This is a genomic window from Paenibacillus stellifer (genome assembly GCF_000758685.1).
GTDB classification, from domain to species: domain Bacteria; phylum Bacillota; class Bacilli; order Paenibacillales; family Paenibacillaceae; genus Paenibacillus_AQ; species Paenibacillus_AQ stellifer.
This window is the reverse complement of the sequence record NZ_CP009286.1, coordinates 4625205-4651497: the sequence shown is the minus strand read 5'-3', so window position 1 is coordinate 4651497 and position 26293 is coordinate 4625205. Positions and strand designations below refer to the sequence as shown.

Here is a 26293-nt window from a genome sequence, read left to right as displayed (position 1 = left end):
AGCTTAGCGCTTAGTCTCGGCTCTATATTTCTTGGTTGACGTCAGGGTGTCTGAAGTGCCGCCGGGCGATTAACCTTGTTGCAGCGTCTAACTTCGGACCGGTTACCGCCGGTTACTCATAGAACTTTAAAGGAGGCTACAAGCCATGATTACGATCAGCGATGCGGCTGCCGAGCAGCTGAAGACTATGCGGGATACGCAGGAGGTTCCGGACATGTTCCTTCGCCTGGGCGTCAATGCGGGGGGATGCAGCGGCTACTCTTATGCGATGGGTTTTGACGATGTTGAATCCGACAAGGACGTGTACATGGATGTGAAGGGCCTTAAGGTTGTCGTGGAAAAAGACAGCCTCCGTCTTCTCGACGGGCTGGAAATCGACTTCGAGGAATCCGGCATGACCGGCGGCTTCACCATCAACAACCCGAATGCCACCGCCACTTGCGGCTGCGGACACAGCTTCCGTACAGCGACGGATGCGGGCAAGCCGAGTGAGGAGCCTTGCTAAACCGCACCGTTTCAAGGTTGTGGATTACGACCTCTACTACGTCATAGTCGCGTTGACTATTTCGTATTGGAGGTCGTTTTTTGTTGCGCTAAATAAGAAGACGCGTAGAGTCCCGAAGGGGCGTACAAGGTGCAGGGACGCTGGAGCTATGTATTAATATATTGCAACTATGCTTTCGAGTATTTATAATCAAAGGTAAATTTTTACAAATAACCGAAAATATGATTTTTCTTTGGAGGATGTATGAGATTTCATAAGAAGTATTTAATAGTTCTATTTTGTTTACTGTCTATTTTATCAGGATGTAATAATTCGAATTCCATTACTGAGAAAGAATTAAACCAATTTGTTAACAAAGAAAATTTAAAGTTTGTATCAATAAAGAGATTGAATAATTCGGAAGCTTATATTTTTAGCTCATCTTACATTTATATTTATCGTGATTCTTCGAATTTCTCTAAATCTACAGTGTCTATAAGAGATGGTATTTCATTCGGTGGTATAGAAAAAGGTTCAATCGGACTTATAATTAATAACACCGAGGTCTTGAGAAATGCAAAAACATATTGTGTAGTGATTGATGGTAAACGTGAGTATGAATACTTAGGTGAAAAGTATTTAATTATAGAAGATTATAGGATTTGGAACCCGACTGCACAGTTGAAAATTCAATTCCTAAATGATAAAAATGAGAAACTATTTGAAACCGATTATTAATGAATTTTTCAGCAACCCGGGAAGCAGGAGAAACGAGTTGGAATTCTCTTCTTTCCGGGTTGTGAATTACAGCCAGCACTTGGCGGAGCAGTACCCCATCAGGCTGTGGTTGACGGTTTTTGGAGAGACAGATATTTGCGCATGAGCTTGACCGCGAGCTCTGCAATTTCGGCGTTGGTCAGGAACAGGTTGCCATGATGGCCTCTGCATAAATAGTGGACCGACATTCCGCTTGCCGTTCGTTCCTCGTCATAGACGCGGATTCCGCGCCTTACGGCTTCGAAGCGTGTCAGCCGCACCTCGACGGACAAGCGCTCACGGGCTGCATGGATCCAATCGACATACGGGTCGGGCGTACGGAAGTTAAGAAAGATGCGGGTATCGCGCTCGAATGCTCGCAGGACCATTGGCAGAATGATATATGGTTTAATCAGCGCCCGGTCGGCGTCTGTGATCGGTAGTGGTGTGGCCATTGCAAGGGGACCTCCGTTCAATGATGTCTAATTATCCTGACGCGAATATACGTTCGTATTATAACGCTGATAAGAAATTCATGCAAGTAACTTTAGCGCTGATCACCGCTCCCCAAGGGAATGATCACGGCCTTGTCGGTTTTTTACAATACAGGATCAGCATAGTTCTTTAGCATTGGAATCAGCAGGCAGAGAATGTTCTAGGGGGAGTCTGAAGTGACAAAGGCAGAAGATGCGGTGGTGGAATTATTTGTTGCTGTAGATTCGCGTGACTGGGATACGGTAAGAAGAGGCTTGGCAGATCAAGTGCTGCTGGATTATTCATCCATGAACGGGCAGCCTCCGGCCTTGTTAAGCGCGAATGAAATTATTGATTCCTGGAGGAATGTTCTGCCGGGTTTCGACTCTACGCATCATCAATTGGGCAATATGCTTGTGCGTGCCAATCAATCGGATGCCAGCTTGTTTTGCTATGGAACCGCAACTCATTATCTGGAGCATGAGGGCGGGAATGTATGGACTGTCGTCGGAAGCTATGATTTTGATCTGAAGGAGACGAATGGTGGATGGCGGATTATCAAAATGAAATTCAATTATAAGTACCAGGATGGAAATGCCGAACTCCCGGGGCTTGCGATAGAGAACGCGAAGAAGTAACGAGCACTGCTCTCGCGATAATGACAGTTGAACTTTTGAAGGAGGATCATCGGCATGACCAGGCTTCGACTATATATCCTGTTTTCCTTCGGCTTTACTTGGCTGCTGTGGCTTCCGCTGCTGCTTGAACGGCAATGGAGCATCCATCTGCCGCAGCTTCCCGGGCAATTCTACCTGGCCTCCTTCGGCCCGCTGCTGGGCGCTGCCGCTGCATGTCTGATTACGGAAGGACGGAAGGGACTGGGAAGCTGGCTGTCCCGAACCTTCGCTGTCCGCAAGGCGGGCAAGGGGATGATAGCGGCTGTGCTGCTGATCCTGGTATACATCGCCGCGGCGCTGGCCGCCCAGCGGCTGATTGCCGGCCATTGGCCGGATTGGAGCCAATTCGGGCGGACAGAGAAGCTGCCCGGCCGGAATGCGGCAGTAACGGCGCTGATCTGGATGCTTACCTTCGGCCTGGGAGAGGAGTCCGGCTGGAGAGGCTACCTGCTGCCGCTGCTGCACAAGCGCTATTCGCTGCTCGGAAGCTCGCTTGCAGTGGCGGTGATCTGGATGCTGTGGCATCTGCCCGCTTTTTGGTTCAATGAGACCTACCTGCATATGGGCTGGGGCCTGATTGGCTGGGGAATTAGTCTGGCTTATGGCTCCGTGCTCTTGGCCTGGCTCACCCGGCTGGGGAACTGGAGTGTGCTGCCGGTAATAATCTGGCACGGCGGCTTCGACCTGCTGACCGCAAGCGATCAAGCGGCGGAGGTGATGGCCATGGCGTGCAGCATGCTGGTGATTATCCATGGCGTGCTGCTGATGCGCCGATTGGCGGCTGAAAGACAAGTGTGACTATTTAATGTTGCCATAATTTCAAAGATGGACCTCGCGCTGAGTGGAGGTCTGTCTTTTTGTATTTCCAGTCTGCCCGGAATCGCCCTCTCTGTTTTTTTGCGAACAGATGTTATTGACAAAAGGGCTCACTTCTTAATACACTCACTATATCAAGATTATATAGTTCTGTGAGGGATAAGCCATGCGATACTTACCGCAAATCGATTTAGGTATCCGCCAATACATTGAACATCGCCTGGAGACAGGGGAGGTTCCGATGCCTGCCGATACTTCCGTGTATCTGATCTTTATTTTGTACGGAGGCGGGGTCTATAATGGGGTTGGTATGAAAGCAGGAGATGTAATTGCCCTTGGACTGAACAAGGACCCGATGATTGGATTCTCCCACTATACGGAGCTGTTCATGGTGGAGATGGAATTCCGCCTGTTTTTTCAGCTTACAGGGATTGTACCGGCTTTCTGCCAGCAGGTTATCCCGCTAGATGAAGACGTATTTCTGGCCGAATTGTGCAGCAGACTAATGGAGACTCCTTCACCTCAGCGTCCGGGAGTCATCGAACAGGCATTTTTGTCCCGGATACAACAGGATAAGCATTTGGTATGGCGAAAGCTGGAACGGATTGATCTGGCTTCCAAAATGCTAGGGTCTGTCAGCTATGTTCAGTATGATCATTTGGCCAGCCAATTGAACGTCTCCTTACGGCAGCTGGAGCGGGATTTCTCCGCGATGTTAGGGATAACCCTGAAAGATTATGCGCGAATTCAGCGCTTCCACCGCTCCATCCGGTTCATGAAGAAAATGAGTGCGGCCGAGGCGGCGTTTCTGTCCGGGTACTTTGATCAAGCCCATATGACGAAGGAATTCAAGAAATTGTCCACATGGACACCGGCGCAGGCTCTGCAGTGCTATGATTTGAATTTTGAGGGAATTCCTCTGGGCGAACGAAGTTGTAATATGATGCAGTCTGGAACATGAAGCCGCAAGCGGCATGCAGAAGAGTAGGAGAACCTATGCCAAAGACGAACACCACCATCTATATTATTTTAGGTTTGTTGGATCATGAGCAGCTCAGTGGTTACGATATCAAGAAGAAGATTGATATGATGATCAGCCACTTCTGGGAGGTAGGGTACGGGCAGATTTATCCCACGCTCAAGCTTCTGGAAGCTGAGGGACTGGTCGTCAAGCAGTCAGCCGAGAGCTCGAAGGGACCGGAGAAGAACCTGTATGCCATCACGCCATCCGGCAAGGCGGCTCTGCGGGAATGGCTGGATATTGGCGAGACCAAAGAGTACACACGTTATGAAATTCTTCTTAAGCTCTTTTTTGGAAGCGAGCTGGATACGGAGGAGAATATCAAGCGCATCGGCCTGTTTCGGGAACGGCATCAACAGAATGTGAACATCATCGAAATGTTCAAGCACAATTTGAAGCCGATCCTCTCGCAGGATGATGACCATCTATATTACTATTTAACGGTGCTTTTTGGAGAAGAGGTGTACAAAGCTTATCTCAGCTGGGCGGACAAGGCGGAAGCGATGCTCAGAGATGCCGCGCAGCGCAGGCAGGCTGAAGAGCAAGGGGAAGAAGAGGGGCCGGAATGAAGGGAGCAGCTGCCCGGATGACAGCTGTATCTATTTCGAACGATTGTCTGGATTGGTCGCTAATTTAATGATGAACCTCAAATGACCATTCTCCATGACCGCATGAGCAGAACCACCTAGCTTCTCGCTTAACAAGCGCACAATGGATAATCCCAATCCGCTGTTGCGTTTACGCGTTCGATCAATTGTATAGAAGCGGTCGAATAATTGCTCGGGGCTGAAATTTTCTTGCGGTTGAATGCGATTTTTAAATGTAATATACGTGAATTCAATCTCTTGCCAATAACGTATTTCCACATCATCTTCGCTGTGCTGAAGCGCATTTTGAATCAAATTTTGTAAAATACGACGTATCATGCCTTCATCACTCTGCATAGCGATAATCGAAGAGGAACCAATTAGTTTCACTCCGATTCCTTTGGCCTCAAATTGGGTATAAAAAGCGGCCACATATTCCTCTATTATTAAATTCAGCGGCACATGCCCGGTCTGAGGCTCATTGTGATGACTTAACAGATAAGAGTACTCAAAAAAGGTTTCCAACAAGTGCTCCAAATTTTGCACATGCGCGTTGGCAATCGAAAGCTTGTGCCTCTGCTCATCATTTAATGGCCCTTTCGCAATTAATTGCTGATAACCTTTAATCGAAGTTAAAGGCGTTCGAAAATCATGTGAAATATTTGAAATCATTTCTTTATAATACAGTTGTTCTTGCTTGCTAAGCTGCCTCATCTTCATTTCTTGCTGCAATACTTGATTGATCTTCTTAACAAGCTGATTCAATTCTCTGTTCATTAATTGAAGGCGGATGGGCTGATCACTTTTTTGTCTCATACGCTGCCCTAACTGCACATTGATTGCTCGTAATTGTCGATGAACATAATAAATATATCCGAGCTGTACCAGTATAATGAAAATGAACAGCCACATCATTCTGCCACCTACTTTAATTCTGTTTTTCTAAACGCAGCATACGTAATAGCCACAATAACAACCATAAACAAGACACTTACTGTGATCGCTTGTACTACAAGCTCGTTGGAAGCATGGGATGTTAATCCAATAAAATCATTGCCAAAAGGCGTTGCATTTAACAGCCTCCCAAGATTCGGTAGTGACTCCGCGTACAGCGAAGCTTGCCCGGCCATTGCGGAAATAACGTAGAAGACCGGAATAATCAGCATCGCTTTTTTCGCAACAAATGCAAAGAGAATCGTCAAGGTTAACTGGGCAACATAAATGAGCAGCATGCATAGTAATGCTAGAATGATTTTGCCTGCTCTGTCATCCGTCCCTGTATTGATAATATTTAAGAAGCCCGCGCTTGCCACTCCCATATTAACATTAACCTTAAAGACCAATGCCGCTACATTAGCGATAAAATATGGACTCATAATGAGGACGGCAAATATCCAATAGGTAATCGCTTTGCCTACGACAATTTGGAAGCGCGAATATCCCGCAACTATGGAATGATGAAATAACCTTGTATCAAACTCCGAACCAATTAAAGCTGCAGCAAGAACTGCTCCTAAAATAGCTAACATGCTTGTATCAGAGAATAAAAAAATTATACTCCTCAAATCCGTACTAACCGTTCCCTTGGCAATCCCATTGGCAAGCAATACCGTAGCTGCTGCGCAACATGTACTAACCAGAAGGAGTACCCTTAATGTCTTTGACTTTATTCCTTTATATAAATTGGATAGGATCAAATTATACATGTTGCTCACCCCCAATTATAGACAAAAAGTAATTCTCTAATGTATCTCCTTGTATCCCGAAAAAGGTAAGGACGGCTCCGTTCTGCACCAAGGCAGTTGAGATTTCACCGAGTCGATCCAATCCTTCGAAAAGCTTGATGGTTCCGTCCTGCAATACTTTAAACTCGGTCAGCCGCAGAACATCCTCCAATACGGAAACACAAAGAGCCGGATTCTCGGTGCGAATCACGATCGCCTGTTTGCAGACATTATCTAATTCAGCCAACGTTAATTCTTTCACCAGCTTGCCTTGATGAATAAAAATATAGTCCGTAGCGGTCTGATACAGCTCAGGCAAGTTATGACTTGAAACGATGATCGTCATTTCTCTTTCAACACATAATCGCCGCAGCAATTGCCGTATTTCCACTACCCCGATCGGGTCCAGGCCATTGATTGGCTCATCTAGGATGAGCAGCTCCGGACTTGCTACAAGGGCAAGCGCAATGCCAAGCCGCTGCTTCATTCCTAATGAGAAGTCTCTCGCCTTCTTCTTCCCGGTATAGCCTAATCCTACAATTTCCAGCAATTCATCATCGAGTGTTTCGTTGGGAATGCCCAGTAGCAACCGTTGAGCTTTTATGTTTTCTTTGGCCGTTAAATTAACGTCAATTGCGGGAGATTCGATCATGCAGCCGATGCGTGTCAGATAAGTTTTTTTCTTGGCCGAGACAGACTGACCAAACAGCCGTATCGTACCTTCAGTTTGAAAACTCAAACCTGTAATACACTTCATCAACGTGGATTTTCCGGCGCCATTCACTCCGATTAATCCGTACACATGACCTCGTTTGCAGCGAAGCGATACTTGCTCAAGCACGGTATACTTTTTATAGCGTTTAGTTAAATTCTCAATTTCCAAAACATAGTCACCCATATCAATCACGCCCTTTCATACACTTACTATAAAAATGAAAGGTAAAGTTAAGGTAAAGCTCTCGTCTATTTTTCGTCTGATTTCTTCAATCGATAACCAATGCCCCGAATGGTTTCAATATAGTCCGCCTGCAAACCCGCCTGCTTCAGCTTATTTCTTAAATTGCTTAAATGCGTTTTGATGATGGATTCATCCCCGTAAAAAGATTCTTGCCACACCGATTCGAATAAATTCGCTTTCGTGAACACTTTAGCCGGATGCTGCAAGAACAAATGCAGTAATGCAAATTCCTTCGCTGTCAAATTAATTGCTTCGCCGTTCAGCATGACACGCTTTGCTTCGTTATCGAGTACAATCGGTCCATGCCGGATAATGCCCGCTATTGCTCCTGTCGGCTGCGAACGACGCAATAATGCTTCGACGCGTACTAATACCTCACCTAAATCAAAGGGTTTTGTCAGATAATCATCTGCGCCTAAACGCAATAAATCGATTTTGGTAGAGACTAAGTCCTTTGCAGACAGCATCATGATCGGGACATTCGAGGTTTGGCGGAATTCCTTCACCAGCTCATCTCCGCTCTTGTACGGCAGCATAATATCCAGCAGGACCAAATCAATGGCTTCTTCCCGGAAAATCTTCGCTGCTTCTAAGCCGTCATATGCCGAATGGACGTTATACCCTTCTGACAGGAATAGCTCAACCAGTATGGAATGTACATCTTCAACATCCTCTACAATCAATAAATGGATCAACTTGCTCACTCCTTGCCACATTTTTGCATACGGATCACCCACTCATTTTTACAGTGTACAAGCCAATACTCCGCCTTAGCCTTAGTCTTATGTCTCTCCATGTTGTTATACACATCATCGAAGTCCATATTTTGGCCGATTATCGTAAAAGGGATTTCCACGCTGTTTCGAGCTTTGATGATCCGGGATAGTTCGATTAATATTCCATCTCTAGCGAGTAGCATTAGTTGTTCTCCGGTGTCCATACTTAATGGCGGTACATGCCTGCGATAAGCTGTCAATTTGTGTGGGATCAGATGCCGTAGCATATTGATGGATTGATTGATGTCCTTGAAGAAAACTCTATTGAACCAACCGTCATCATGTGCCAAATAGACGAACCTATTATCCAGTTTTTCGAAAAAAGGATTTCCAAGCGGCTGCTTGTAATGACCTAAATACAACAGTTCTGCCTTTTCATGTGGCTCGAGCTGATCCAGACTGCCTATTTCATCAAAATCCACCCAGCAAAAGTCGCCATATGAGTACACATTTTCTTTGTAAAGGTCATTCAGATGTTCATTTCTTACATAATCCAATCGTAGTTCAGGATGATAATCCCCACCAAGGTATCCAGATGCAAGGAGCAGGATATGCTTAGGTTCAACCGGAAGACAATTGATGAATTCCCTGAATTCAATCCCCGATGATGTTACCGACTGTTCAATTTCGTTATAAATCATATAAATGATATCTCTTGATTTCATCTGTAGACCTCACGATATTATTACTTTCTTGATACGCCTAAAACTCAAACATCGCTTACACTATACTATATATTGGAATCGCTGTGTTTTCGTATCGCTTTATTGAATGACTATCAACTGGATTTTGATTATAAAGGAAAAAATGTAAGATGAACAAGAGCGCAAACTGCTAATAACATCGCTTCAACACAGTAGACTGGGGGCGATTACACATGGAAGCAATCGGCTTCGATTTAGGAGATACGTTAATTCATTATCACAACATTCCGCTAAGCTGGACAAATCTATATGGAGATGCGCTTACCGGGATTCTGGATGATATGGAACTGGGAAAGAATGAAGCATTGATTAGCGAAGGAACCAAAATACTAAACAAATATAATACGAGATCGAATCCTAGAGATTATGAAGTTAAGGATGTTGATATTTTCCAAGAAATCCATCAAGTATGGGGAATCGATAAGGATGTTAAGCGAACGATACGAAAATTCTTTAGTTTTTTTCAGCAAGAGACACGGGTCTTCGAGGATACAATACCTATTCACGAGACATCAAAATTGGAATTCTTACCGACGTTCCTTACGGTATGTCCAGAGAATTGGTGTTGAAGGATATTGAGGAGTTTAAGCAGTATATCGACATTGTAATTACTTCAGTAGAGGTTGGGTATAGGAAGCCGCGGAGCGAGGGATTTATTCAGCTGGCTAGTCAATTGGGCTGCAGTCCGGAGCGTATGTGCTATGTGGGGAATGAGAGCAAAGATATTAGGGGAGCAAAGCGATCCGGAATGAAAGGGATATTAATAAATCGAACCCTACAAGATGTACAGTGGGGACAAGATTTAACGATGACTAAACTCGATGAAATAGAAGAATTGTATAAAGAGGGAGGCTCATTTCAATGACATCAAATCTATTCTGGGAGCTAATAAATGATTCCAAACAGTACGGTGCAGAACAGGCTGAATGGCTAACTAAAGAATTAACAATGAGGACTAGTGAAGAGATCATTCACTTCGAAGCGGAGTTCAAGCATAAAATGGAGCAATCCTATACATCTTCATTATGGGGAGCCGCTTATGTGCTCATGGGAGGATGCTCGGATGATGGATTTGATTATTTCAGGGGCTGGTTGATCTCCCGAGGCGAAGAAGTATTCAATGCGGTATTGCGGAATCCCGAATTTCTGGCGGAATATCTCTCTGAGGACTATTTAGAAGAAGATGAATTTGCACCTCAAATGGAAGAAATGTTATACGTAGCTTCAAGTGCGTATACCTATCAAAGAACCGGATCGTTTGAGTACAACGATGAGAGTGACACCGAATTTTCTAAGGAATTAGAGGCACAAGGCCATACATATGAACCAATAGATATGGAACTTGACTGGAAGGAAGAAGACCTTGAAGAGAGGTATCCATTGCTATGGGATCGATTTGGAGAAGACCCGCTGACGTAGTGCACGCAGAAGGAGGGAGCTTCTCACGGTTAATCTTTTTGAAAGAAGGTAGATATCTTTAATGTTTAGTGCCAGAAGATTTACCTTGATATGTTTGATTCTTTCTACTTCCTTAATTTCAAGCTGCACTGAAACTGATAACAGGATTGGTAGGGGCAATTATGAATCAAGCCCAGCTTTTGCGAGTGATGCGGGAGTAGAGTCAGCAGAGAATCCGATTGATCAGGCATTTAAAAAGGATTTTGAAATCGTTTCTTCCACTTATGAGATGAACTATGTAACGGGTGCATATTTAGATGCATGGAAAGCAGAATGGGATAATGTTGTAGCTGAATTAATGAAACATTATGATTTTGAAGGTGACAAGAATACGATAAGAGCATATAAAAGCAGGTATGAGGAGTTTGCTGCACAAGCGTCAGAGCTTGAATGGATCGATTGGTCAGATACCTCGGTGGAGCCAGGAGAGGATCGTTTGTTCGGAACAGGCGCTGTTAGCGCTTCATTACTGGAGGAAGCAATATTATTGAAGAGACAGACTCTTTATTTAATTGATAAATATTTCTCCTCCGAAGATAGTGAATACGGTGAGTACATCTATTTATATAAAGGCAATGGGGCAGAGCTTGATAAAGCTAAATAAAAGTCTTGGGTTCGTGAAGCGGGATGTTATACGAAACCGTACTGAGAAGGAGATTAACATGTCAAAAATAAAGTACAGACAAGCAGCTATTAATGCAGTTCAATTTATAAAAGACAAGAAATATATAAGCCCGGTTGAAGCTTGGTTTTTTGCAACTGGAGAGTTGTTCGGGGAAGGTAGTTGAGGGCAGAAGAAGGGGTGCCCGCGAACAGCATTTTTAGGATTATGTGAGGAAGGATACATAAAAGGTATACCTCAAGGAAGATACAATACGAAAGAGAATTCGCTAAACAAGAAATATGCAATTACCACAGCAGATTTATTTAGGAAAGAGCCTGGTTTGGTGAATGAAGACAGCAAGATATTGTGGTCAATCGTTACAGAAGGCAAGAAGATCAAGTCAAACTATCAAGTTGATATAGTAAAAGTATTATGGGAAAACAATTTAATAGAGTAATCAGATCCAATGTTGAATGCTGAATCGTTATTAGTAATCAATGAGATAGAAGAAAGACATGGATGGCATTGGCTTCAAGAATTAACCCTAGGGAGCACATATCATGAAGCTCAGAGGAACATTAACTGAACAACAATTTAAAGAGCAACTTCTAAAATTTCATAACTCTTTATTTGCTGATCCATCGTATAAGAGATTATTGCAATTGCTACAAGACACCTATGAAGATTTTAAGACAGCCTATATTCTATATTGGATACCAGAGCAGGGAGAGGACATCTACACAATTCTGATAAACAATAAGTGTATAGCGATCATCGAACTAGACCGGCACGATATGCAAATAGAACCGATAATTCAGACAATAAGCATCCAAGAATATCAGCTAAGACTGAGCAAGACCCAGCAGATTTTGTTAGCAGTAGCACAGGCGTTATCAACAGAAGATCTGAAGAAATATAACCAGTAGATGCCGCCAAAACAATAAATAACCTAAAGCGAGGATCAACCAATGGATTTTCCAATTCTAGAAACCGAAAGATTAATTTTTAGACCGCTGCGGCTTGAGGATGCGGCTGATTTATTTGAGTGTTTTTCGAAGGATGAAGTAACCGAATTTTATGATGTAGATAGCTTTACAGATATTAAGCAAGCGGAAAAATTAATAATGAACTGGAAAGACAGGTTCAATAATTCACTTGCGATCAGATGGGGGATAACGCTTAGAACTGAGGATCGGGTCATTGGAACATGTGGACTTCATAGATGGGAGAAAAAGCATTTCAAGGCTGAGATCGGATATGAATTATCACCCGGAAATTGGCGTCAAGGCTATATGAGTGAAGTTTTGAATGCAGTCACAAGATACGGATTTGAAGTGCTTGAATTAAATCGCATAGAAGCATTAATTCATCGGGACAACATTGGCTCAAAAAGAGTTTTAGAAAGAGCGGGTTTTCATGAAGAAGGATTATTAAGGGAATATTTTTATGAAAAACAGAGATTTGTAGATGCTTTGATTTTTTCGAAGCTAAAAACGATCCAGAGGGGAATATGATAAAACATTTTCTGATTACGCTAATAATCTTTGTTACGGCATGTAGCAGTACTAATTCCATACATACAGGATTAACATCGGAAGAGGAATTATTGGCAGCGAAGCTAGGCTATGATCCCGAGATACTCCAGATTCTAAAGCAAGCTACAAGCAATGAGATTGTTCAGCTTACAGGCTACAATGAGGAACAAAAAACTTATAAGGCAAACGGTATTGCATCACCAACTGACAAAGGAGTAGAAATATTAGATCTAATTAGGAACGAGCTAAAAGGAAAAGACTATTTTGTATTTATGGAATCATCACAATCTGTAGGGATCATTAAAGGTAAAGATCAAACCAAAATCATTGAGATTATGGGAACAGAAGGACCTAATTATGATATAGCAAATGAAGATGTTATTGAATTTTTTAAGGATTGGCGTAGCAAGTACGATTTTAATATTGTATATGCTGATGACAGTTCAGTAAGCATAGAATTGAATCAATTACCAAAGAATCTTGATTTATTTGCTAATGAAATATATGACTTCTGCCCGGACACTGTTGACTCGGGAAGTGGAAGCATTGAAGGGCTTATCGAAGAGATCAAATTAACAAATGGAGTATCTTTTTGGTGGGATTAATCAGTGATATTCTATAATATTGCTTCCTTAAATGTTCTCGGGTTCTACTGAAACGTTATCGGAAACCAGTGCAAAGATTATTTAAGAAAGATGGAATTTCAATGAATAATTCAAGTAAAGCGTTAGTGATTATTCTTCATGAAATATATGGAATAAATGATCATATTAACTTTTTCAGTGACGTAATAATCAAAGAAGGTTTTGATGTACTTAGTCCAAATTTATTACAGAAGGAATCATATTCTTACGATCAAGAAGATAAAGCATATCACTATTTTATGAACGAAGTGGGATTTGATAAATCATTAGATAAAGTAATACAAATTATTAACTTTAATAGAGAGAAATATGATCAGATATTCATTATTGGGTTTAGTGTAGGGGCAACAATTGCATGGCTGAGTAGCGAATATGGGGTTGACGGAATAATTGGATATTATGGATCGAGAATTAGAAATTATATAGAGATAGAGCCAAGATGTCCAACTTTGTTATACTTTCCTAGGTATGAGAAGTCTTTTAATGTATTAGATTTAAAAAGGCACTTAAAGAGTAAAAAGAAAACTACTGTAGAAATTGTTGAAGCGGAACATGGTTTTATGAATCCTTTTTACAAAACCTATAATTTAGAAGAATATACGAAATGTATAAAGTATAGCATAGATTTTCTTAGGCAAATCGAAGAAGGCACAGGCATCCGATAACACCGTATTCATACATCGGGTCATTCGGCCCTCGGTCCGATCGTTTTGATGAAGCGGATTCAGGCGACACATCCATTTCCTTAAGAAAGTGGTGGTGCAGAGATGATTAGAAAAGCAGTAAAAACAGATCTTGATTTTATGATTCAAATCGATTTGAAAGACGAAGGTATCACCACTTCCGATTCTATTTTGTGTTGTGTGTATCTTAAGCCAGTGAAGGTTCGTGAATAGATTTAAGTCAATAAGGAGACCAACGATGAAGAGTATTAAACCGGGTAGAGGACCATCGGCAATAGGGGCAATTGGAAGTGTTGGGAATGAACTGAAGAATTAAGCCACTCCCTTCACAATGCAGAAATCCTAAATCTACTCAAATGGAGGCTAACATGAATATAACTACAATTAATAGAAACGGAATAGATATAGCAGCTGTCAGCAGTGACGATTTATTGATTACGGATGTCCAATCCGCTTTGGATCTGATGGCAACGGTAAGATATGAAGCAGGAACTAGTCGAATTGTGGTGAAAAAGTCGGCAATCAGCGAAGATTTCTTTGATCTGAAGACACGACTTGCCGGGGAGATCCTTCAAAAGTTCATTAATTATGAAACCAAGCTGGCGATTTACGGGGATTTCTCGGGCTATTCAAGCAAGAGCCTGAAGGATTTTATATATGAGAGCAACAATGGCAAGGATATCTTCTTCGTAAATGATGAGGAACAGGCTGTTGAGAAGTTGAGCAAGGTTTGAGAGGTTATAAAGGAGAACAATCATGAAAGTACTGGAAACCGATCGGTTACTCATCAGACCGTATACGTTAGAAGATTTCGATGTAATCTACGGCATATTGTCCGATTCCGTGACCATGAGCTTTTGGCCGAAGCCGTTTGATAAAGAGCAGGTAACCCATTGGATTGAGAGAAATATGCGAAGCTATCAGGAAAACGGCTTTGGCCGTTGGTTAGTCGTTCTAAAGGAACGGAATACGGTCATTGGCGACTGCGGGATCACGAAATCCGAAATCAATAGCAAGCTTGAAAATGATTTGGGCTATATTATAGACCAACACTATTGGAAGCAGGGGTATGGAACGGAAGCGGCACAGGCCTGCATGCATTATGCATTTGATGAGCTTCAACTCGAATCGATCTGCATTAATATGCCCGTTGATCATATCTCTTCTAGAAGAGTAGCGGAGCTCATCGGAATGAAATTGGAGACGGAGTTCAACAACTCCCGAAATCGTAATATACGTACCTATCTTTTTCGAAAAGACAGAAAATCAAGTTGAAAGGAAGCTATAAATGAAAGTGGAAATTGCCCCGATCCATGATACGGAATTGGATTATTTTTTGGAAATTTTAAGAAGCATTGCGAACTGGCTTGTTTCCAATGGAAACGACATGTGGAGCCTGGAAGGGTTAGAGCGTGAAGCTTTCTTAAGGCTAACCCGGGAGCTGAATTGTACATTTGCAAAAACGGCAGTGATCCGATCGGTGCGTTCATGCTTAAGGATGAAAATCGTTTTTGGTGGCCGGAGATCGAGGGGGAGGACACTTTTTTTCTGAAGAAATTCGGCATTGCAGAAGGATATCGCGGCACCGGGGTATCATCAATGGTTATGGATCGGATTAAGGCCCTGGCTAAAGAGAGAAACAAGAAGTTTATCAGAATTGAGTTCTATGGCGACCGGGGGTATTTAAGAAGATTTTACGAGGCAAATGGATTTGAGTTCGTGAGACAGCGGGTCATGCCTGATGGGATTGAAATTTTGTTTTATGAATATCGGATTGTTTGAGAATGAGCTGCAGATGGGGTTATGACTCGATAATCTATGAAAGCACACTTTGTTACAAGGATGGGCTTTTTTACTGGGCGGATGACCGGAATTGGAGTCCTGAACGAAAGAGGAATGGGGTTATGTAGTGACAGGGGGATTTATGAAAAGTAGATTAACGATGTTTCTGTTTTCCCTAGTTATAGCGGTGATCATATTTGTTCACTTGATTTTCTATTTGATTGCCCGACTGCAAGCCGGATATTACATAGATCATAAGTATCAAGAAATGAATTTGAAAATCGGTTGGCCCAGCCAGACTATTATCAATAATATAGTTGATGGTTGGTATACTGTTCCTGTTTATACAACAAGCAATGGAATGAAACTTAAATTCACTGTTAGCTTAAATATGTATAGCGGGTCAAGAGATGATGACTTTTTGCTTTCGGCTATGAGTGCGGATGCTGAGAGGCAATTTGCTCAAAATGTACAAGAAATCATTCCTAACGCTACAGTATATGGAATGAACTACTATTTCGATGAAGAGGACTACTTTGAAAAATATGGTGCTCAAAATATTCAATATGTTCATAATGATTCTTCAAACGGTTATATTCATTCGATCATTATAGAATGGGCAGAGAAGAGCGCGTTATCGGATATTGAATTTTTGACAAAATGTGAGAATGCAGGACAGCATTTCGTGGGTGAATTTCCGCTTAAAGAAATCACTTTTATTTATAAATATGGAGAAAATGAAGAAACACGAACCTATATTAGATCCTTGAATGATAAAAATATGAATCCCAAGGATATAGATATCGGAGTTCTTAGAAAGAACCTGTTTGTAGTTGAACATTAATCAAATCGATTTCCATGTGGAGATCATGTAGGCATGAGCATTTAGCGAAATTGAATTTATAGAAGGACCCGAAACAGAAGATGATCATAACTTGAAAGAGAAGAGTGAACATGGACAAATTTGCCCAAGCAAGAGCTGAGGAAATTAAGTATCATGAGGACTTTTATGCCAGCAATACGTTGTTTGAACCAGGCACATGGTTATCCAAACCTGTAAAGATTGTGATGGAAATGCTCGAAGCCCTGGATGTAAGCGGTATTCGGGTTCTCGATCTTGGATGCGGAGTGGGGCGGAACAGCATTCCTATTGCTCAAAGGATCAAGGAATACGAAGGCACTGTGACCTGTATAGACTTAATTCCGAAGGCTATTGAGTTGCTGGAAGAGAATGCGAAGGCATATGAGGTTGAAGACTGTCTGCTTGCAGAAGCATCAGATGCGGAGTTTTACCCTATCGAACCTGACTATTATAACTACATCATTGCCTGCTCTTGCCTGGAACATGTCTCCTCAGTTGGAGCTTTTGAAGGGGTTGTTACCCAGATGATCAAAGGAACAAAGAACGGTGGAATTAACACGATTTTGATGAGTACGGATATTCAAGATTATGACCTGGCAACAGGAGAACTAACAGAGGGATTAATCGAACTCAATTTGGAGACCCACAAGGCCTATTTAATGCTTGAAGAGCTTTATAGCGGGTGGGAAATTTTAATGGAAAGAGACATTCCTCAAAAAATAACCGAACAGAAGCATGGAAAACAAATCGAATTTAGATGCAATTGGGTAACATTTGTGGCTCGGAAGGCAGATGGCATCAGGAGTAATTCATGAATAAAAATTCATCTAAGAACGACCTCTCGGAGGAGATTAGCAATAATATGTGGAGGATCTCTTTGGAACAGGTTCTGGCCCCAGTAATACGGGTAGAGGATTTTTTGCTATTTTTTGATAAACTAATAGAGAATCGACAGCGCCAAATTATGGAATCCAACAACCAACAGGGCATGATCTTCTATTTGTGGTTTGATTGGATGGCTAGTCAATTAAGGTTCAATCTCATTTTCAGAGTCCATGAACGCTTGCCCTTTCAATTCGAGTTGGAGCTAATTGAGAATATGGAACCGATTCTGAAGGAGTTTATTGAATTTCCGTATTTGAACGGATTGCCGATCGGGGATGACCCGAACGTCTTGATGTGACCACCAATAACCCCTCTCAAGCGATCAGATCAAAACTCTTAGAGCGGATGAACAAGAGATGATTAAATACTTGGAGTGAATACAATGGAGATTACAGAAATCAAGAAAGATCTTTTTACAATGCCGCAGGAATACTACTTAGCACATTGCATATCAGCCGATGCCAAAATGGGAGCAGGTATTGCCGTGCAATTTCGAAAAAGATTTAAACTGACTTCGCTTCAGGACAGAGCAGCAAACCATGAACTTGAGGTTGGAAAGTGCTACAGGGTAGATCGGGTGTTCAACTTGATAACGAAGAGCAAGTATTGGCACAAGCCCACATACGAAACATTAACGATGGCACTCAGATCGATGAAAGAACTCTGCGAACAAGAGTCCATTCAGAAGATGGCTATGCCTGAAATCGGCTGTGGGCTGGATAAATTGCAATGGGGACGAGTCAAAGAAATCCTTGCACCACGCCTGTTGATTACCCAAAATAAGGAATACCAAAATTGAAAAAAGGCCGCTCTTTCGGTAAAATCGATTCCACCACAGAACTCGATTCGAAAGAGGCGACCTCATGAAAAAGTCTACCACGTTCACCACCTTAGTTCAAACGTTATTGACGGAAGAAGATGTACATGAAATTCTGCAAGAATTGAAGTATAAGGACACAGCGACCAAGTTTACAGCAAGCCAACTGCTCCTTTTCTTTATGCACTCGGCCTTAGGCCAGTGGGATAGCTACCGCTCGGGCGTAGGAAAAGCGGTGACATGCGGCTTGATGCCCGTTTGTTACTCTACCTTCTCTTCTAAAGCCAGTGAAGTGCCGTATGAGCTGTTCAAGCAATTATTTCATCGACTTCTCTCAAAATGTAATCGGGCCACGAAACGTCATCTGGGTATTCCCAAGAACCTGTTGCTGGTGGACTCTACGACCCTCACGGTAGGAAAAACCAGACTGCCCTGGGCCTTATTTCATGGAGAACGCGCAGGAATTAAACTGCATGTGGCATTTGCGGCAAGCACGGAGCAGCCGGTTCAGGTGATTGAAACCATCGGCTCTGCTCACGACGGACCTATTGGAGAACGGCTTGCCCACAAAGACTACATTCTGGTCAATGATCGCGCGTACGGAAAAATCAAGCGCTTTGATCAGTATGTGCGAGAACAACAATTTTTCGTCACTCGGATCAAAGAGAATGTGACCTTAGTGCAATCTCGTTCCTTAAAACGAGAAAGGAAAGCAACCTCAAATGTCGTCAAGGACGTCACTTGTTATTTGGGGACGCCGCAATGTCAATCGAAGCTTCGACATCGCGTGGTCATTTTCACGGATGATTATGGTCATGAAATAAGAGTCGCTACCAATCTTAAGCATCGGTCTGCGGAACAAATCGCTGACATGTACAAGGCCAGATGGGGCATCGAAGTGTTCTTTCGGTGGATCAAGCAAAACTTAAATGTACCCATTCTCTTTGGAACCACCAAGAATGCCGTATTTAATCAGTTGTTCGCTGCTCTCATGACCTATGTGGTCTTGAAGTGGCTCTATGTTCGTTCCAAATCTCATATTATTGCGTGCAAATCCATTCCCCTGATTCGTTTTAAGGAATGTATGCAGACCAACCAATGGCAAGTGGAGTGGCTCATCGCAATCGCTAAGATTTTGGATAGGTATGTCTATTTGTCGTGTCTTAAAATTCCAGAAACTTGATAATCAACAGGCGTGTCCTTGCACAAGAATTTGAAGATTTGCCCATCGAGATTACGGTATGCAGGCTGTAGTAGAGGAGGTCTGCATGACAAAGCGTGCAAAGCTTAGAGTATGGACTCTAATAGTCTTGGATAGCATAGCGATTGCTATTGCGCTGAGATATCTCTTTTTGGAAAATCTGGCGCTCAGCTATATGGGTACAACCCCAAGAACTGGTATATTTAAACCGGAGTATACTTGGATGGAAATAACATCGGAAGACCAAAGGCAATACTATTTGGAAGAGTTTCAATTGAAGCTGCCTGAGATTGATTTTAGTAATAATAATATGATTATTTCCAAACATAAAATCTACAAAGCGTACTATGCGAAAGACGAGTATTCATGTGATGGTGCGCCGGATGGTTTAGCTGTGTTTAATTATTTGTCCTCGCGGAAAAAATTCTATATTTATAGAATCCCCAAAATATTAATCAGCCAGGGAGTCGGATAATGGATACCAATAGTGAATGGCCAAATGATGAGTCAGAGAGATGGATCAAGTTAGGGCATTTATTCGGTAAGACCGTATTTGATCAAATCAAGCAATATGCTTCAGATCGAATCGATGCGAACGCCTCCAATGAAAGCAAAGAAGCAGCGGAAAAAGCGATTCTGGATACGATATATGGTTTTATGATGTTATTCGATGGTGTAATGGAGACCGCGGAACTTGACCATGATCATAGTGTTGAATTTGCTCTAATGGGTAGAGTGTACAATATACAAACGGGACAGCGTTTAGAAGAGATTGAACTAGCGCCTGAGGGCGATGGTCTGTGCATGGGCTTTCATATGTGGGCTGACGGAGAGTTTGAGTAATTTGTTAATCAAGGAGGCGTAATTGAAGGCTATAAACGGTTGAGGGTGGGTTAGGGGATTTATACATATTCGTCATCCTGGTCAAATTCATTACGGAGTAGAGAAATAGCCGGGAGGTATTTTCAGTGGATGTAAATATTCGTTTTGGAACCGAAGCAGACAAAGCTTGGCTTCAAAGCATAGATCGGCATATTGATCCGGAATACATAGACTTCAAATTGAATCATAGAGAAATATTGATAGCCGAACATAATGATCAAGCAGCAGGATATCTTCGTCTGGAGTACTTATGGACCAAAGTCCCTTATATAGGGCTGATCCTCGTCAAAGAAGAATATAGAGGACAAGGGATCGGGACAGCGCTTATTCAATATTTGCAAACTCACCTCAAGCAGCGGGGACTCACGAAACTATACAGCTCTTCTCAAGTCAATGAGGAGGAACCTCAGCGGTGGCATCGAACGAAAGGGTTTAAAGAAACAGGGATTATTAATGGGATCAATGAGGAAGGGATCGGAGAAGTCTTTTTTGTAAAAGAGCTGTAAAGGCGAGGAAACAGGGGGACGCTGGCTATGAAGTATTGGCTGCAGGGAATCATACTAATTTACATCTTACAGATCAGAAAAGGGCGAATTGGAAAACCGGATTTGCCGGAGCTGAAGAGGGGTATTATTTCGTAGCTCCTCCGGTTAACGGATGGACTCTGGTGATTAACTCATTAATGCCTGATTTGGAAGCTGAATTAACATCTGACCCTCTTTCTTCTCCTTTGAAGGCGATAACGTACTTAAGCGAGACGTTCGGAGAAGCTTGTTATTTTGGAAGTCATCGGATTGTCGATTATTATGCCTGGGCCAAAGCCAAGGACGGGAACATTAGCAGAGGATTTGGGTATTTGGGCGAAACCGGCAGTATTATACTCGATCAGAGGGAAGTGTACGCTGAAGAACAGAAACAGAATTCAGGGTTTGATGAATCCACATCCACTGACGAGATTTCTGTTCCCGATGGAGGATGTCATATCGATGGCTAAGGAATGGACAACCGATCCCGGTATGAACACCGGGCAGCTGGACAAGGGCAGTGGAATTGCGGGAGTCAGATCAAAGAGGTGAAGACACATCAATCTCATCAAGGTGGCAAACCGCAGAAGTGAATACGTGAAAATCGAGCACTACAACATTTTGGTAGATGATGTTCCGTTAGATATGCAGCTGCATCAACTATACCCAGATCTTTTGTTTCTAGGCTTAATTCCTGTAATGACAGAGTGGCTTAACACCGACGAGGAAAAAAGTGTCGCAAGAACCCGGTACTTGTCATCCCGGAATGGAGAAATTCTTCCGATTCTGATGTGTCCGGATGATTGTGACTTCTACTGCACCCTGCTAGTGGCGGAGGTTGTCACAGAGGGAGAAGAGATCGTCTGGAAGCGGATTGGTCAAGACAAGAGTATGTGAGACAGAGGAGGATTACCCATGACTTTTAATCTCGACAGGCTCTACCTGATTACTGAAATACCTGGTTATTCACCGCAAATCGGACACTTAATATCCATGATGAATTTTGCCAGAGCGACCACACTTGAATCCGTTAACGATTTGACGCAGGAACAGCTTGATTTCATTTATGACAGCAACAGTAATTCGATAGGTGCATTGCTTTTACATATGGCAGCTGTAGAATATGCGTATCAAGTTGGTACATTTGAAGAGAGGGAACTCAATGAAGAGGAACTGGCTCGGTGGGGGCCTGCGTTAAGCTTGGGGGAAGAAGGCAGGGCACATATTAAAGGCCATAATATAAATTATTATTTATCCGTAATGAGCGAAGTGCGTGAACGGACCTTTGAATTATTTAGAACCAAAAGTGATGAATGGCTATATGAAGAGAGGGACTTCTGGAACAATCGGCAGGCAAACTTTTACTTTATCTAAAAAGCCGAGAAGACTCTTTCCTCAATAGAGAGGAGATGAATCGGCGGTTTTGCGCCCCAAAAGCGAACATATGTGCTATAATAGGAATATCCTACGCGAAAGGAGGCCTCGTGGCATGTTGGTACATAAAGCATACAAATATCGCATCTATCCTAACCCGGAACAACGTCAACTCATCCATCAAATATTTGGCTGTTGCCGCTTTGTCTTCAATCATTTCTTAGTCAAATGGAGCGAAACCTATGCGGCAACCGGTAAAGGGTTGTCCTATAACGCCTGTGCCACGCAGCTTCCTGCACTCAAACAGCAATTTGAATGGCTAAAATCAGTAGATAGCATTGCCCTGCAATCGGCGGTGCGAAACGTGGCAGACAGCTTTGAACGTTTCTTCAAGAAACAAAATCAGGCTCCACGCTTCAAAAGCCGCAAGCATCCTGTTCAAAGCTACACCACGAAATACACTAATGACAACATTGCGATCAATGGAAACCGACTGAAGCTTCCGAAGCTTAGCTGGCTTCGCTTTGCCAACTCCAGAGCGTGCGAAGGTCGCATTCTTTCGGCTACCCTGCGGCGAAATGCGGCAGGCAAGTATTTTGTATCCATCCTCTGCGAAGTGGAAATGAACCCTCTGCCACAGACCGATAAGGAGATCGGCATTGACCTTGGACTCAAGGAATTAGCGGTCTGCTCGGATGGGGGGCGGGTTGCCAATCCCAAAGTGTTTCGCAAATATGAACAAAAACTTGCATTTTGGCAACGCCGCATGGCTCGCCGTAACCAAGGGGGCTCCAATTGGCAGAAAGCCAAACAGAAGGTTGCCCAAATCCATGAAAAGATTGTCAACAGTCGTCATGATTTTTTGCATCAACTCACCACGAAGCTGATTCGTGAAAATCAAACGATCAGCATCGAAAATCTGAGAGTGGCGAACATGCTCAAAAATCACCGGCTGGCCAAATCCATCGCCGATGCGTCGTGGGGTGAATTTGCCCGTCAGCTTGCGTATAAAGCGAAATGGTATGGACGAACGGTGAAGGTAGCGGATACATTCGCTCCAACGAGCCAAAGGTGTCATGTATGCGGCACGATCCATCCCGAAGTAAAGAAATTGTCTGTGCGACAATGGACATGTCCATCGTGCCATACCCATCATGATCGAGATGAAAATGCCGCACATAACATCAAACGCCTTGGTGTTTAAACGTCAAGACCACCGTTCCTTAGATATTTGGCTAAGGCATCATACAACGGTGGGAATGACCCGTACAGATGTTCCTTTAGAAAACTGCGGGAACCGCAGGGATCGCTTGGTATACGATTTTTCGTGAGAAAATATCGATATGAATTCCTCTCAGTAGAAGGGATTACCCAAGAATCCCCCACTTCAAGTGTTAGCTAAGTGGGGGAGCGTTCAAGTGGTTTCATGTGTTTGAGGATGAAATCAATCATAGAGGTCAAATCAGATGGATCAGCAAGCGGATTCGCGAGTAGATAAGTTATATGCCCTTCCTAAAGTTCTTAACCGATTCATTGCAGTATTCGATGTGACTGAATTGTACCTTGCACTCTTTCCCGCTTGGACTTTGGGCTGTAATTCCGACATATACGGTATCATTTTCACTGATCGATGCTTGAACAGCCTCACCATTACAATCATCACTAACTTCATGTATGACTACACTTACTACTGCAGGATATCCCAAATCTGTGTCTTCATAGGCGAATTTAACCCAGTTCTGATCGTTAATGTACAGCATAATTGCTCCAGTCATACACATTCGATAAAAATGGAGTAACCTCACATGTGAATGTGAACTCAGCGCCTGCTTCGGCAACATATATTGGAGCATTGCTGGCTTTGAAATCCGAGGCTGCACTTATAAAAAATTCGTGCTTTCACCAGCACATATTTCAATGACACCCTGTTTTTCCTTTTACTGCTTTGGATTATTGATCCACTTATTAAGCATAAAATAGGTCCCCCTCCTGATTATTTTAGCAATTTGGAACATTTTCACTTTCCATTGTAAGGGTTTTATTTTTCCTAAAGAACCTTTTAAATTTCGAATGATTTGAAGATTTTTTGAACTAATTTGCCTTAAAGATTGAACGAAGGCGTTCTTTCCGCAGCTCGATCAAGACGGGTTGACTTTGACACCGTGTCGCACTTTATACTTCGTGGGGAGAGGAGGAAGCAGGCGTGGAGTTGCAGACGATAACCGCAGTATCCAAAGATCTGGGGATTTCACCAAGGATGCTGCGATATTACGAACAAATCGGACTGATCAAAAGTCTCAGGAAGGAGGACTATTCATACCGTGTGTATGATGAGACCGCTCTTCAACGATTGCAGCAAATTATTATCCTACGGAAACTGCGTATTCCAGTTAAGCAAATCTGTAATGTTCTGAACAATCAAGACGTTGCTACGGCGATTGAAGTCTTTAAACAGAATATCGATGAATTAAACGATGAAATCACATCTTTATCAACGATCAGATCCATAATAAGTCGGTTCATTGATATTTTGCAGGAAAAAACAAATCTCCGAATAAGACCCGATTTGTTCGCTGACGAATCCGTGCTTCTGCTGGTTAACTCCTTGTCTTTGACCAAAAAAGTGATAAAGGTGGACAAGTCAATGGAAGAACTGAACAAGGCCAGCGAAGGCTTAACCAAGCCGCTGGATGTGAGAATCATTTATCTTCCGCCGATGACGGTCGCGTCAAGCCATTATATCGGTGAAGATTGCGAAGAGCATGCAGGCAGAGTATTGAATCAATTCGTTCAAGAAAGCGGGTTGCTGAGGATCAAGCCTGATATCAGGCATTTTGGCTTCAATAATCCGATTCAACATGCAGACTATGGCGCGTCATCTACCGGATATGAAATGTGGGTGTCTATTCCGGAACATATGGAGGTGCCTGCTCCACTCCAAAAAATCCAATTTCATGGTGGGCTGTACGCCGCACATGCCATTACTTTTGGCAGCTTCGATCATTGGGGCTTGTTACATAATTGGGTTGTGGATCATGAACAATATGCCAATGACTGGGGCTCGATACGCTGTACTCCGCATGTTGAGGGGATGGATTGGGCGCTGGAGGAGCAGTTGAATTACATCAATAACGTTCAGAAAGCGGATTTTGACATCCATACGATGCAGCTTGACCTGCTGTTTCCGATAAAAGTACAGCCAATCAGGAGGAGGTCAGTATGAAGCTTCATGGAGCTTGCATTCTAACGCATAATATCACAGAACTCGTGGAGTTCTACAAGAAGTTATTCGAACAGGAGCCTGAGGTGGACGGGGGCGTGGATTATCGTTTTTATGCGGCGCAGCTCATTATTCATAAGCTGAACGATGTGGAGGCGCCGTCAACGAGTAACGCGGCACTCATTTATGCGGTCGAGAATGTGGATGATGAATATCGCAGACTGGTTAACCTCGGTTTGCAAGCGATTTCTCCACCGAGCGATAAACCGTGGGGGTACGATCCTTTTTGATGAATGATCCCGATGGCAATACGGTCAGTTTTTTTGTTGATTTACTTCCACAATATTGCGATTGATAGAGTGATGCGAGCAACCTGACTGGCAGCAGAACACTCTAAATAAATTGTACTTTTTGGAAAAGGCATAATTACCTCCTACGAAGGATGGGGAGGCAGTTGGCCTTTTTTGTCTGTAATTAGTCCGCTGGGTCCATTTATCAGGATTAATAGGAAAAAATAATTATTTGTTAGCCAAACATATTGATTTTATGAATAACAATATATAATCAATATAGAAGCAAAGGATTTATTTGTCAGAAATTTTCGAAGATTGGCGGTTATTGTTGGATGGTTTCGGTTAATCTGCTTTTTGAAAGCGCTTATCATATTTTTATATAACTATTTTGTTATTAATTTTGTTTGGTTCTTGTTTCGTAACTGAAATTAGGTGTGAGAGGAGGAGGGTGAGTCCGTCTCGGTTATGAAATTTGAATAGATGCTCATTATTCAGCATGAACAGACCGAATATGCGTAAGGGATATACCAAGAACAAACAAATAATCTTGGA

39 protein-coding genes and 2 pseudogenes are annotated in these 26293 nt (G+C 42.8%); 35 read left to right on the top strand and 6 right to left on the bottom strand.

Going from position 1 to position 26293, the window contains the following annotated elements; genetic code table 11:
- The first annotated feature begins 145 nt into the window (after positions 1–145).
- Together PSTEL_RS21440 and PSTEL_RS21435 are read left to right on the top strand one after the other, a co-directional pair.
- Complete coding sequence (locus tag PSTEL_RS21440) at positions 146–505, top strand: HesB/IscA family protein (protein ID WP_038698494.1); 360 nt, start codon at positions 146–148, stop codon at positions 503–505.
- Between the two features lie 243 nt (positions 506–748).
- Positions 749–1222 carry a hypothetical protein gene (locus PSTEL_RS21435; RefSeq protein ID WP_038698493.1) on the top strand — a complete coding sequence of 158 codons (474 nt, stop codon included), beginning with the start codon at positions 749–751 and terminating at the stop codon, positions 1220–1222.
- Positions 1223–1320: 98 nt separating this feature from the next.
- On the opposite strand, the gene PSTEL_RS21430 is transcribed toward PSTEL_RS21435, so the two are convergent.
- Entirely contained in the window at positions 1321–1695 is a 375-nt protein-coding gene (locus PSTEL_RS21430) for a YhjD family protein (RefSeq protein WP_038698491.1), read from the bottom strand.
- Between the two features lie 216 nt (positions 1696–1911).
- Between PSTEL_RS21430 and PSTEL_RS21425 the strand changes: the two genes are divergently transcribed.
- The 4 genes from PSTEL_RS21425 to PSTEL_RS21410 all read left to right on the top strand — a co-directional run bounded on the left by PSTEL_RS21425 (position 1912) and on the right by PSTEL_RS21410 (position 4797).
- Complete coding sequence (locus PSTEL_RS21425; RefSeq protein ID WP_084065250.1) at positions 1912–2352, top strand: nuclear transport factor 2 family protein; 441 nt, start codon at positions 1912–1914, stop codon at positions 2350–2352.
- A gap of 54 nt (positions 2353–2406) precedes the next feature.
- A complete protein-coding gene (locus PSTEL_RS21420; RefSeq protein WP_038698489.1) occupies positions 2407–3189 on the top strand; it encodes a CPBP family intramembrane glutamic endopeptidase in 783 nt (260 codons plus the stop codon).
- Between the two features lie 184 nt (positions 3190–3373).
- Complete coding sequence (locus tag PSTEL_RS21415; protein WP_084065248.1) at positions 3374–4168, top strand: helix-turn-helix domain-containing protein; 795 nt, start codon at positions 3374–3376, stop codon at positions 4166–4168.
- 35 nt (positions 4169–4203) lie between these two features.
- Entirely contained in the window at positions 4204–4797 is a 594-nt protein-coding gene (locus PSTEL_RS21410) for a PadR family transcriptional regulator (protein WP_052098810.1), read from the top strand.
- Positions 4798–4827: 30 nt separating this feature from the next.
- Here the strand turns inward: PSTEL_RS21410 and PSTEL_RS21405 are convergent, their stop codons facing one another.
- From PSTEL_RS21405 to PSTEL_RS21385, 5 genes are all read right to left on the bottom strand, one after another.
- Positions 4828–5730: a sensor histidine kinase gene (locus PSTEL_RS21405; RefSeq protein WP_038698485.1), complete on the bottom strand. Its 903-nt coding sequence runs from the start codon at positions 5728–5730 to the stop codon at positions 4828–4830.
- Between the two features lie 8 nt (positions 5731–5738).
- Positions 5739–6521, bottom strand: coding sequence for an ABC transporter permease (locus tag PSTEL_RS21400; RefSeq protein ID WP_038698483.1), 783 nt, complete (start codon positions 6519–6521; stop codon positions 5739–5741).
- Positions 6514–7437 (bottom strand): ABC transporter ATP-binding protein, encoded by a 924-nt coding sequence (locus PSTEL_RS21395; RefSeq protein ID WP_038698480.1) that lies wholly within the window; start codon positions 7435–7437, stop codon positions 6514–6516. The genes PSTEL_RS21400 and PSTEL_RS21395 overlap by 8 nt, the downstream gene beginning before the upstream one ends.
- A 65-nt stretch (positions 7438–7502) precedes the next feature.
- Positions 7503–8192, bottom strand: a complete 690-nt coding sequence (locus tag PSTEL_RS21390) for a response regulator transcription factor (protein WP_156995934.1) — start codon at positions 8190–8192, stop codon at positions 7503–7505.
- Positions 8193–8197: 5 nt separating this feature from the next.
- Positions 8198–8938, bottom strand: coding sequence for a hypothetical protein (locus tag PSTEL_RS21385; protein ID WP_038698476.1), 741 nt, complete (start codon positions 8936–8938; stop codon positions 8198–8200).
- A gap of 212 nt (positions 8939–9150) precedes the next feature.
- Here PSTEL_RS21385 and PSTEL_RS21380 point away from each other — a divergent pair, with 212 nt between their 5' ends.
- The 29 genes and pseudogenes from PSTEL_RS21380 to PSTEL_RS21255 all read left to right on the top strand — a co-directional run bounded on the left by PSTEL_RS21380 (position 9151) and on the right by PSTEL_RS21255 (position 25738).
- Positions 9151–9546 (top strand): hypothetical protein, encoded by a 396-nt coding sequence (locus PSTEL_RS21380; RefSeq protein WP_038698474.1) that lies wholly within the window; start codon positions 9151–9153, stop codon positions 9544–9546.
- Positions 9525–9842, top strand: coding sequence for an HAD family hydrolase (locus PSTEL_RS21375; RefSeq protein WP_084065247.1), 318 nt, complete (start codon positions 9525–9527; stop codon positions 9840–9842). Before PSTEL_RS21380 ends, PSTEL_RS21375 begins: the two co-directional genes overlap by 22 nt.
- Complete coding sequence (locus PSTEL_RS21370; protein WP_038698470.1) at positions 9839–10396, top strand: DUF4240 domain-containing protein; 558 nt, start codon at positions 9839–9841, stop codon at positions 10394–10396. The genes PSTEL_RS21375 and PSTEL_RS21370 overlap by 4 nt, the downstream gene beginning before the upstream one ends.
- A 61-nt stretch (positions 10397–10457) precedes the next feature.
- Positions 10458–11039: a hypothetical protein gene (locus PSTEL_RS21365; RefSeq protein ID WP_038698468.1), complete on the top strand. Its 582-nt coding sequence runs from the start codon at positions 10458–10460 to the stop codon at positions 11037–11039.
- Between the two features lie 58 nt (positions 11040–11097).
- On the top strand, positions 11098–11223 hold the full coding sequence (locus PSTEL_RS28770) for a hypothetical protein (protein ID WP_281176732.1): 126 nt from the start codon (positions 11098–11100) through the stop codon (positions 11221–11223).
- A 15-nt stretch (positions 11224–11238) separates the two neighbouring features.
- Positions 11239–11496 (top strand): annotated as a pseudogene (locus PSTEL_RS29010) (DUF6979 family protein); the annotation flags it as partial.
- Positions 11497–11599: 103 nt separating this feature from the next.
- Positions 11600–11965 (top strand): hypothetical protein, encoded by a 366-nt coding sequence (locus PSTEL_RS21360; RefSeq protein WP_038698466.1) that lies wholly within the window; start codon positions 11600–11602, stop codon positions 11963–11965.
- A gap of 42 nt (positions 11966–12007) precedes the next feature.
- The gene (locus tag PSTEL_RS21355) at positions 12008–12553 is read left to right on the top strand and encodes a GNAT family N-acetyltransferase (RefSeq protein WP_038698464.1); all 546 of its coding nucleotides are present in this window, start codon (positions 12008–12010) and stop codon (positions 12551–12553) included.
- A gap of 92 nt (positions 12554–12645) precedes the next feature.
- Positions 12646–13179 (top strand): DUF4253 domain-containing protein, encoded by a 534-nt coding sequence (locus tag PSTEL_RS26470; protein ID WP_169744616.1) that lies wholly within the window; start codon positions 12646–12648, stop codon positions 13177–13179.
- A gap of 68 nt (positions 13180–13247) precedes the next feature.
- A complete protein-coding gene (locus tag PSTEL_RS21345; protein ID WP_245625002.1) occupies positions 13248–13883 on the top strand; it encodes a dienelactone hydrolase family protein in 636 nt (211 codons plus the stop codon).
- Positions 13884–13985: 102 nt separating this feature from the next.
- The gene (locus tag PSTEL_RS28765) at positions 13986–14114 is read left to right on the top strand and encodes a hypothetical protein (protein WP_281176731.1); all 129 of its coding nucleotides are present in this window, start codon (positions 13986–13988) and stop codon (positions 14112–14114) included.
- A gap of 155 nt (positions 14115–14269) precedes the next feature.
- Positions 14270–14635: a DUF4180 domain-containing protein gene (locus tag PSTEL_RS21340; protein WP_038698459.1), complete on the top strand. Its 366-nt coding sequence runs from the start codon at positions 14270–14272 to the stop codon at positions 14633–14635.
- Positions 14636–14657: 22 nt separating this feature from the next.
- Positions 14658–15176 (top strand): GNAT family N-acetyltransferase, encoded by a 519-nt coding sequence (locus PSTEL_RS21335; RefSeq protein WP_038698457.1) that lies wholly within the window; start codon positions 14658–14660, stop codon positions 15174–15176.
- Between the two features lie 171 nt (positions 15177–15347).
- On the top strand, positions 15348–15683 hold the full coding sequence (locus PSTEL_RS21330) for a GNAT family N-acetyltransferase (RefSeq protein ID WP_038698455.1): 336 nt from the start codon (positions 15348–15350) through the stop codon (positions 15681–15683).
- Positions 15684–15825: 142 nt separating this feature from the next.
- Positions 15826–16527 carry a hypothetical protein gene (locus PSTEL_RS21325; protein WP_038698453.1) on the top strand — a complete coding sequence of 234 codons (702 nt, stop codon included), beginning with the start codon at positions 15826–15828 and terminating at the stop codon, positions 16525–16527.
- Between the two features lie 110 nt (positions 16528–16637).
- On the top strand, positions 16638–17360 hold the full coding sequence (locus PSTEL_RS21320) for a class I SAM-dependent methyltransferase (RefSeq protein WP_038698451.1): 723 nt from the start codon (positions 16638–16640) through the stop codon (positions 17358–17360).
- A 62-nt stretch (positions 17361–17422) separates the two neighbouring features.
- Positions 17423–17728, top strand: a complete 306-nt coding sequence (locus tag PSTEL_RS21315) for a hypothetical protein (RefSeq protein WP_156995933.1) — start codon at positions 17423–17425, stop codon at positions 17726–17728.
- Between the two features lie 84 nt (positions 17729–17812).
- A complete protein-coding gene (locus PSTEL_RS21310) occupies positions 17813–18229 on the top strand; it encodes a macro domain-containing protein (RefSeq protein WP_038698449.1) in 417 nt (138 codons plus the stop codon).
- 64 nt (positions 18230–18293) lie between these two features.
- Entirely contained in the window at positions 18294–19430 is a 1137-nt protein-coding gene (locus tag PSTEL_RS21305; RefSeq protein WP_052098794.1) for an IS4 family transposase, read from the top strand.
- Positions 19431–19515: 85 nt separating this feature from the next.
- Complete coding sequence (locus PSTEL_RS21300) at positions 19516–19923, top strand: hypothetical protein (protein WP_038698447.1); 408 nt, start codon at positions 19516–19518, stop codon at positions 19921–19923.
- The gene (locus PSTEL_RS21295) at positions 19923–20291 is read left to right on the top strand and encodes a hypothetical protein (RefSeq protein WP_038698445.1); all 369 of its coding nucleotides are present in this window, start codon (positions 19923–19925) and stop codon (positions 20289–20291) included. Before PSTEL_RS21300 ends, PSTEL_RS21295 begins: the two co-directional genes overlap by 1 nt.
- A 125-nt stretch (positions 20292–20416) precedes the next feature.
- Entirely contained in the window at positions 20417–20836 is a 420-nt protein-coding gene (locus tag PSTEL_RS21290; protein ID WP_052098792.1) for a GNAT family N-acetyltransferase, read from the top strand.
- 176 nt (positions 20837–21012) lie between these two features.
- Positions 21013–21324 (top strand): hypothetical protein, encoded by a 312-nt coding sequence (locus PSTEL_RS27750; protein WP_169744615.1) that lies wholly within the window; start codon positions 21013–21015, stop codon positions 21322–21324.
- Between the two features lie 229 nt (positions 21325–21553).
- On the top strand, positions 21554–21751 hold the full coding sequence (locus tag PSTEL_RS21280) for a hypothetical protein (RefSeq protein WP_156995931.1): 198 nt from the start codon (positions 21554–21556) through the stop codon (positions 21749–21751).
- A gap of 18 nt (positions 21752–21769) precedes the next feature.
- Positions 21770–22228: a DinB family protein gene (locus tag PSTEL_RS21275; protein ID WP_084065245.1), complete on the top strand. Its 459-nt coding sequence runs from the start codon at positions 21770–21772 to the stop codon at positions 22226–22228.
- A 115-nt stretch (positions 22229–22343) separates the two neighbouring features.
- Positions 22344–23432, top strand: coding sequence for an IS200/IS605 family element RNA-guided endonuclease TnpB (gene tnpB, locus PSTEL_RS21270; RefSeq protein WP_038698441.1), 1089 nt, complete (start codon positions 22344–22346; stop codon positions 23430–23432).
- A 209-nt stretch (positions 23433–23641) separates the two neighbouring features.
- Positions 23642–23722, top strand: a pseudogene (locus PSTEL_RS27745) (DinB family protein); the annotation flags it as partial.
- Positions 23723–24431: 709 nt separating this feature from the next.
- Positions 24432–25451 (top strand): MerR family transcriptional regulator, encoded by a 1020-nt coding sequence (locus PSTEL_RS21260; RefSeq protein ID WP_038698437.1) that lies wholly within the window; start codon positions 24432–24434, stop codon positions 25449–25451.
- The gene (locus PSTEL_RS21255; protein WP_038698435.1) at positions 25448–25738 is read left to right on the top strand and encodes a VOC family protein; all 291 of its coding nucleotides are present in this window, start codon (positions 25448–25450) and stop codon (positions 25736–25738) included. Before PSTEL_RS21260 ends, PSTEL_RS21255 begins: the two co-directional genes overlap by 4 nt.
- Positions 25739–26293 lie beyond the last annotated feature (555 nt).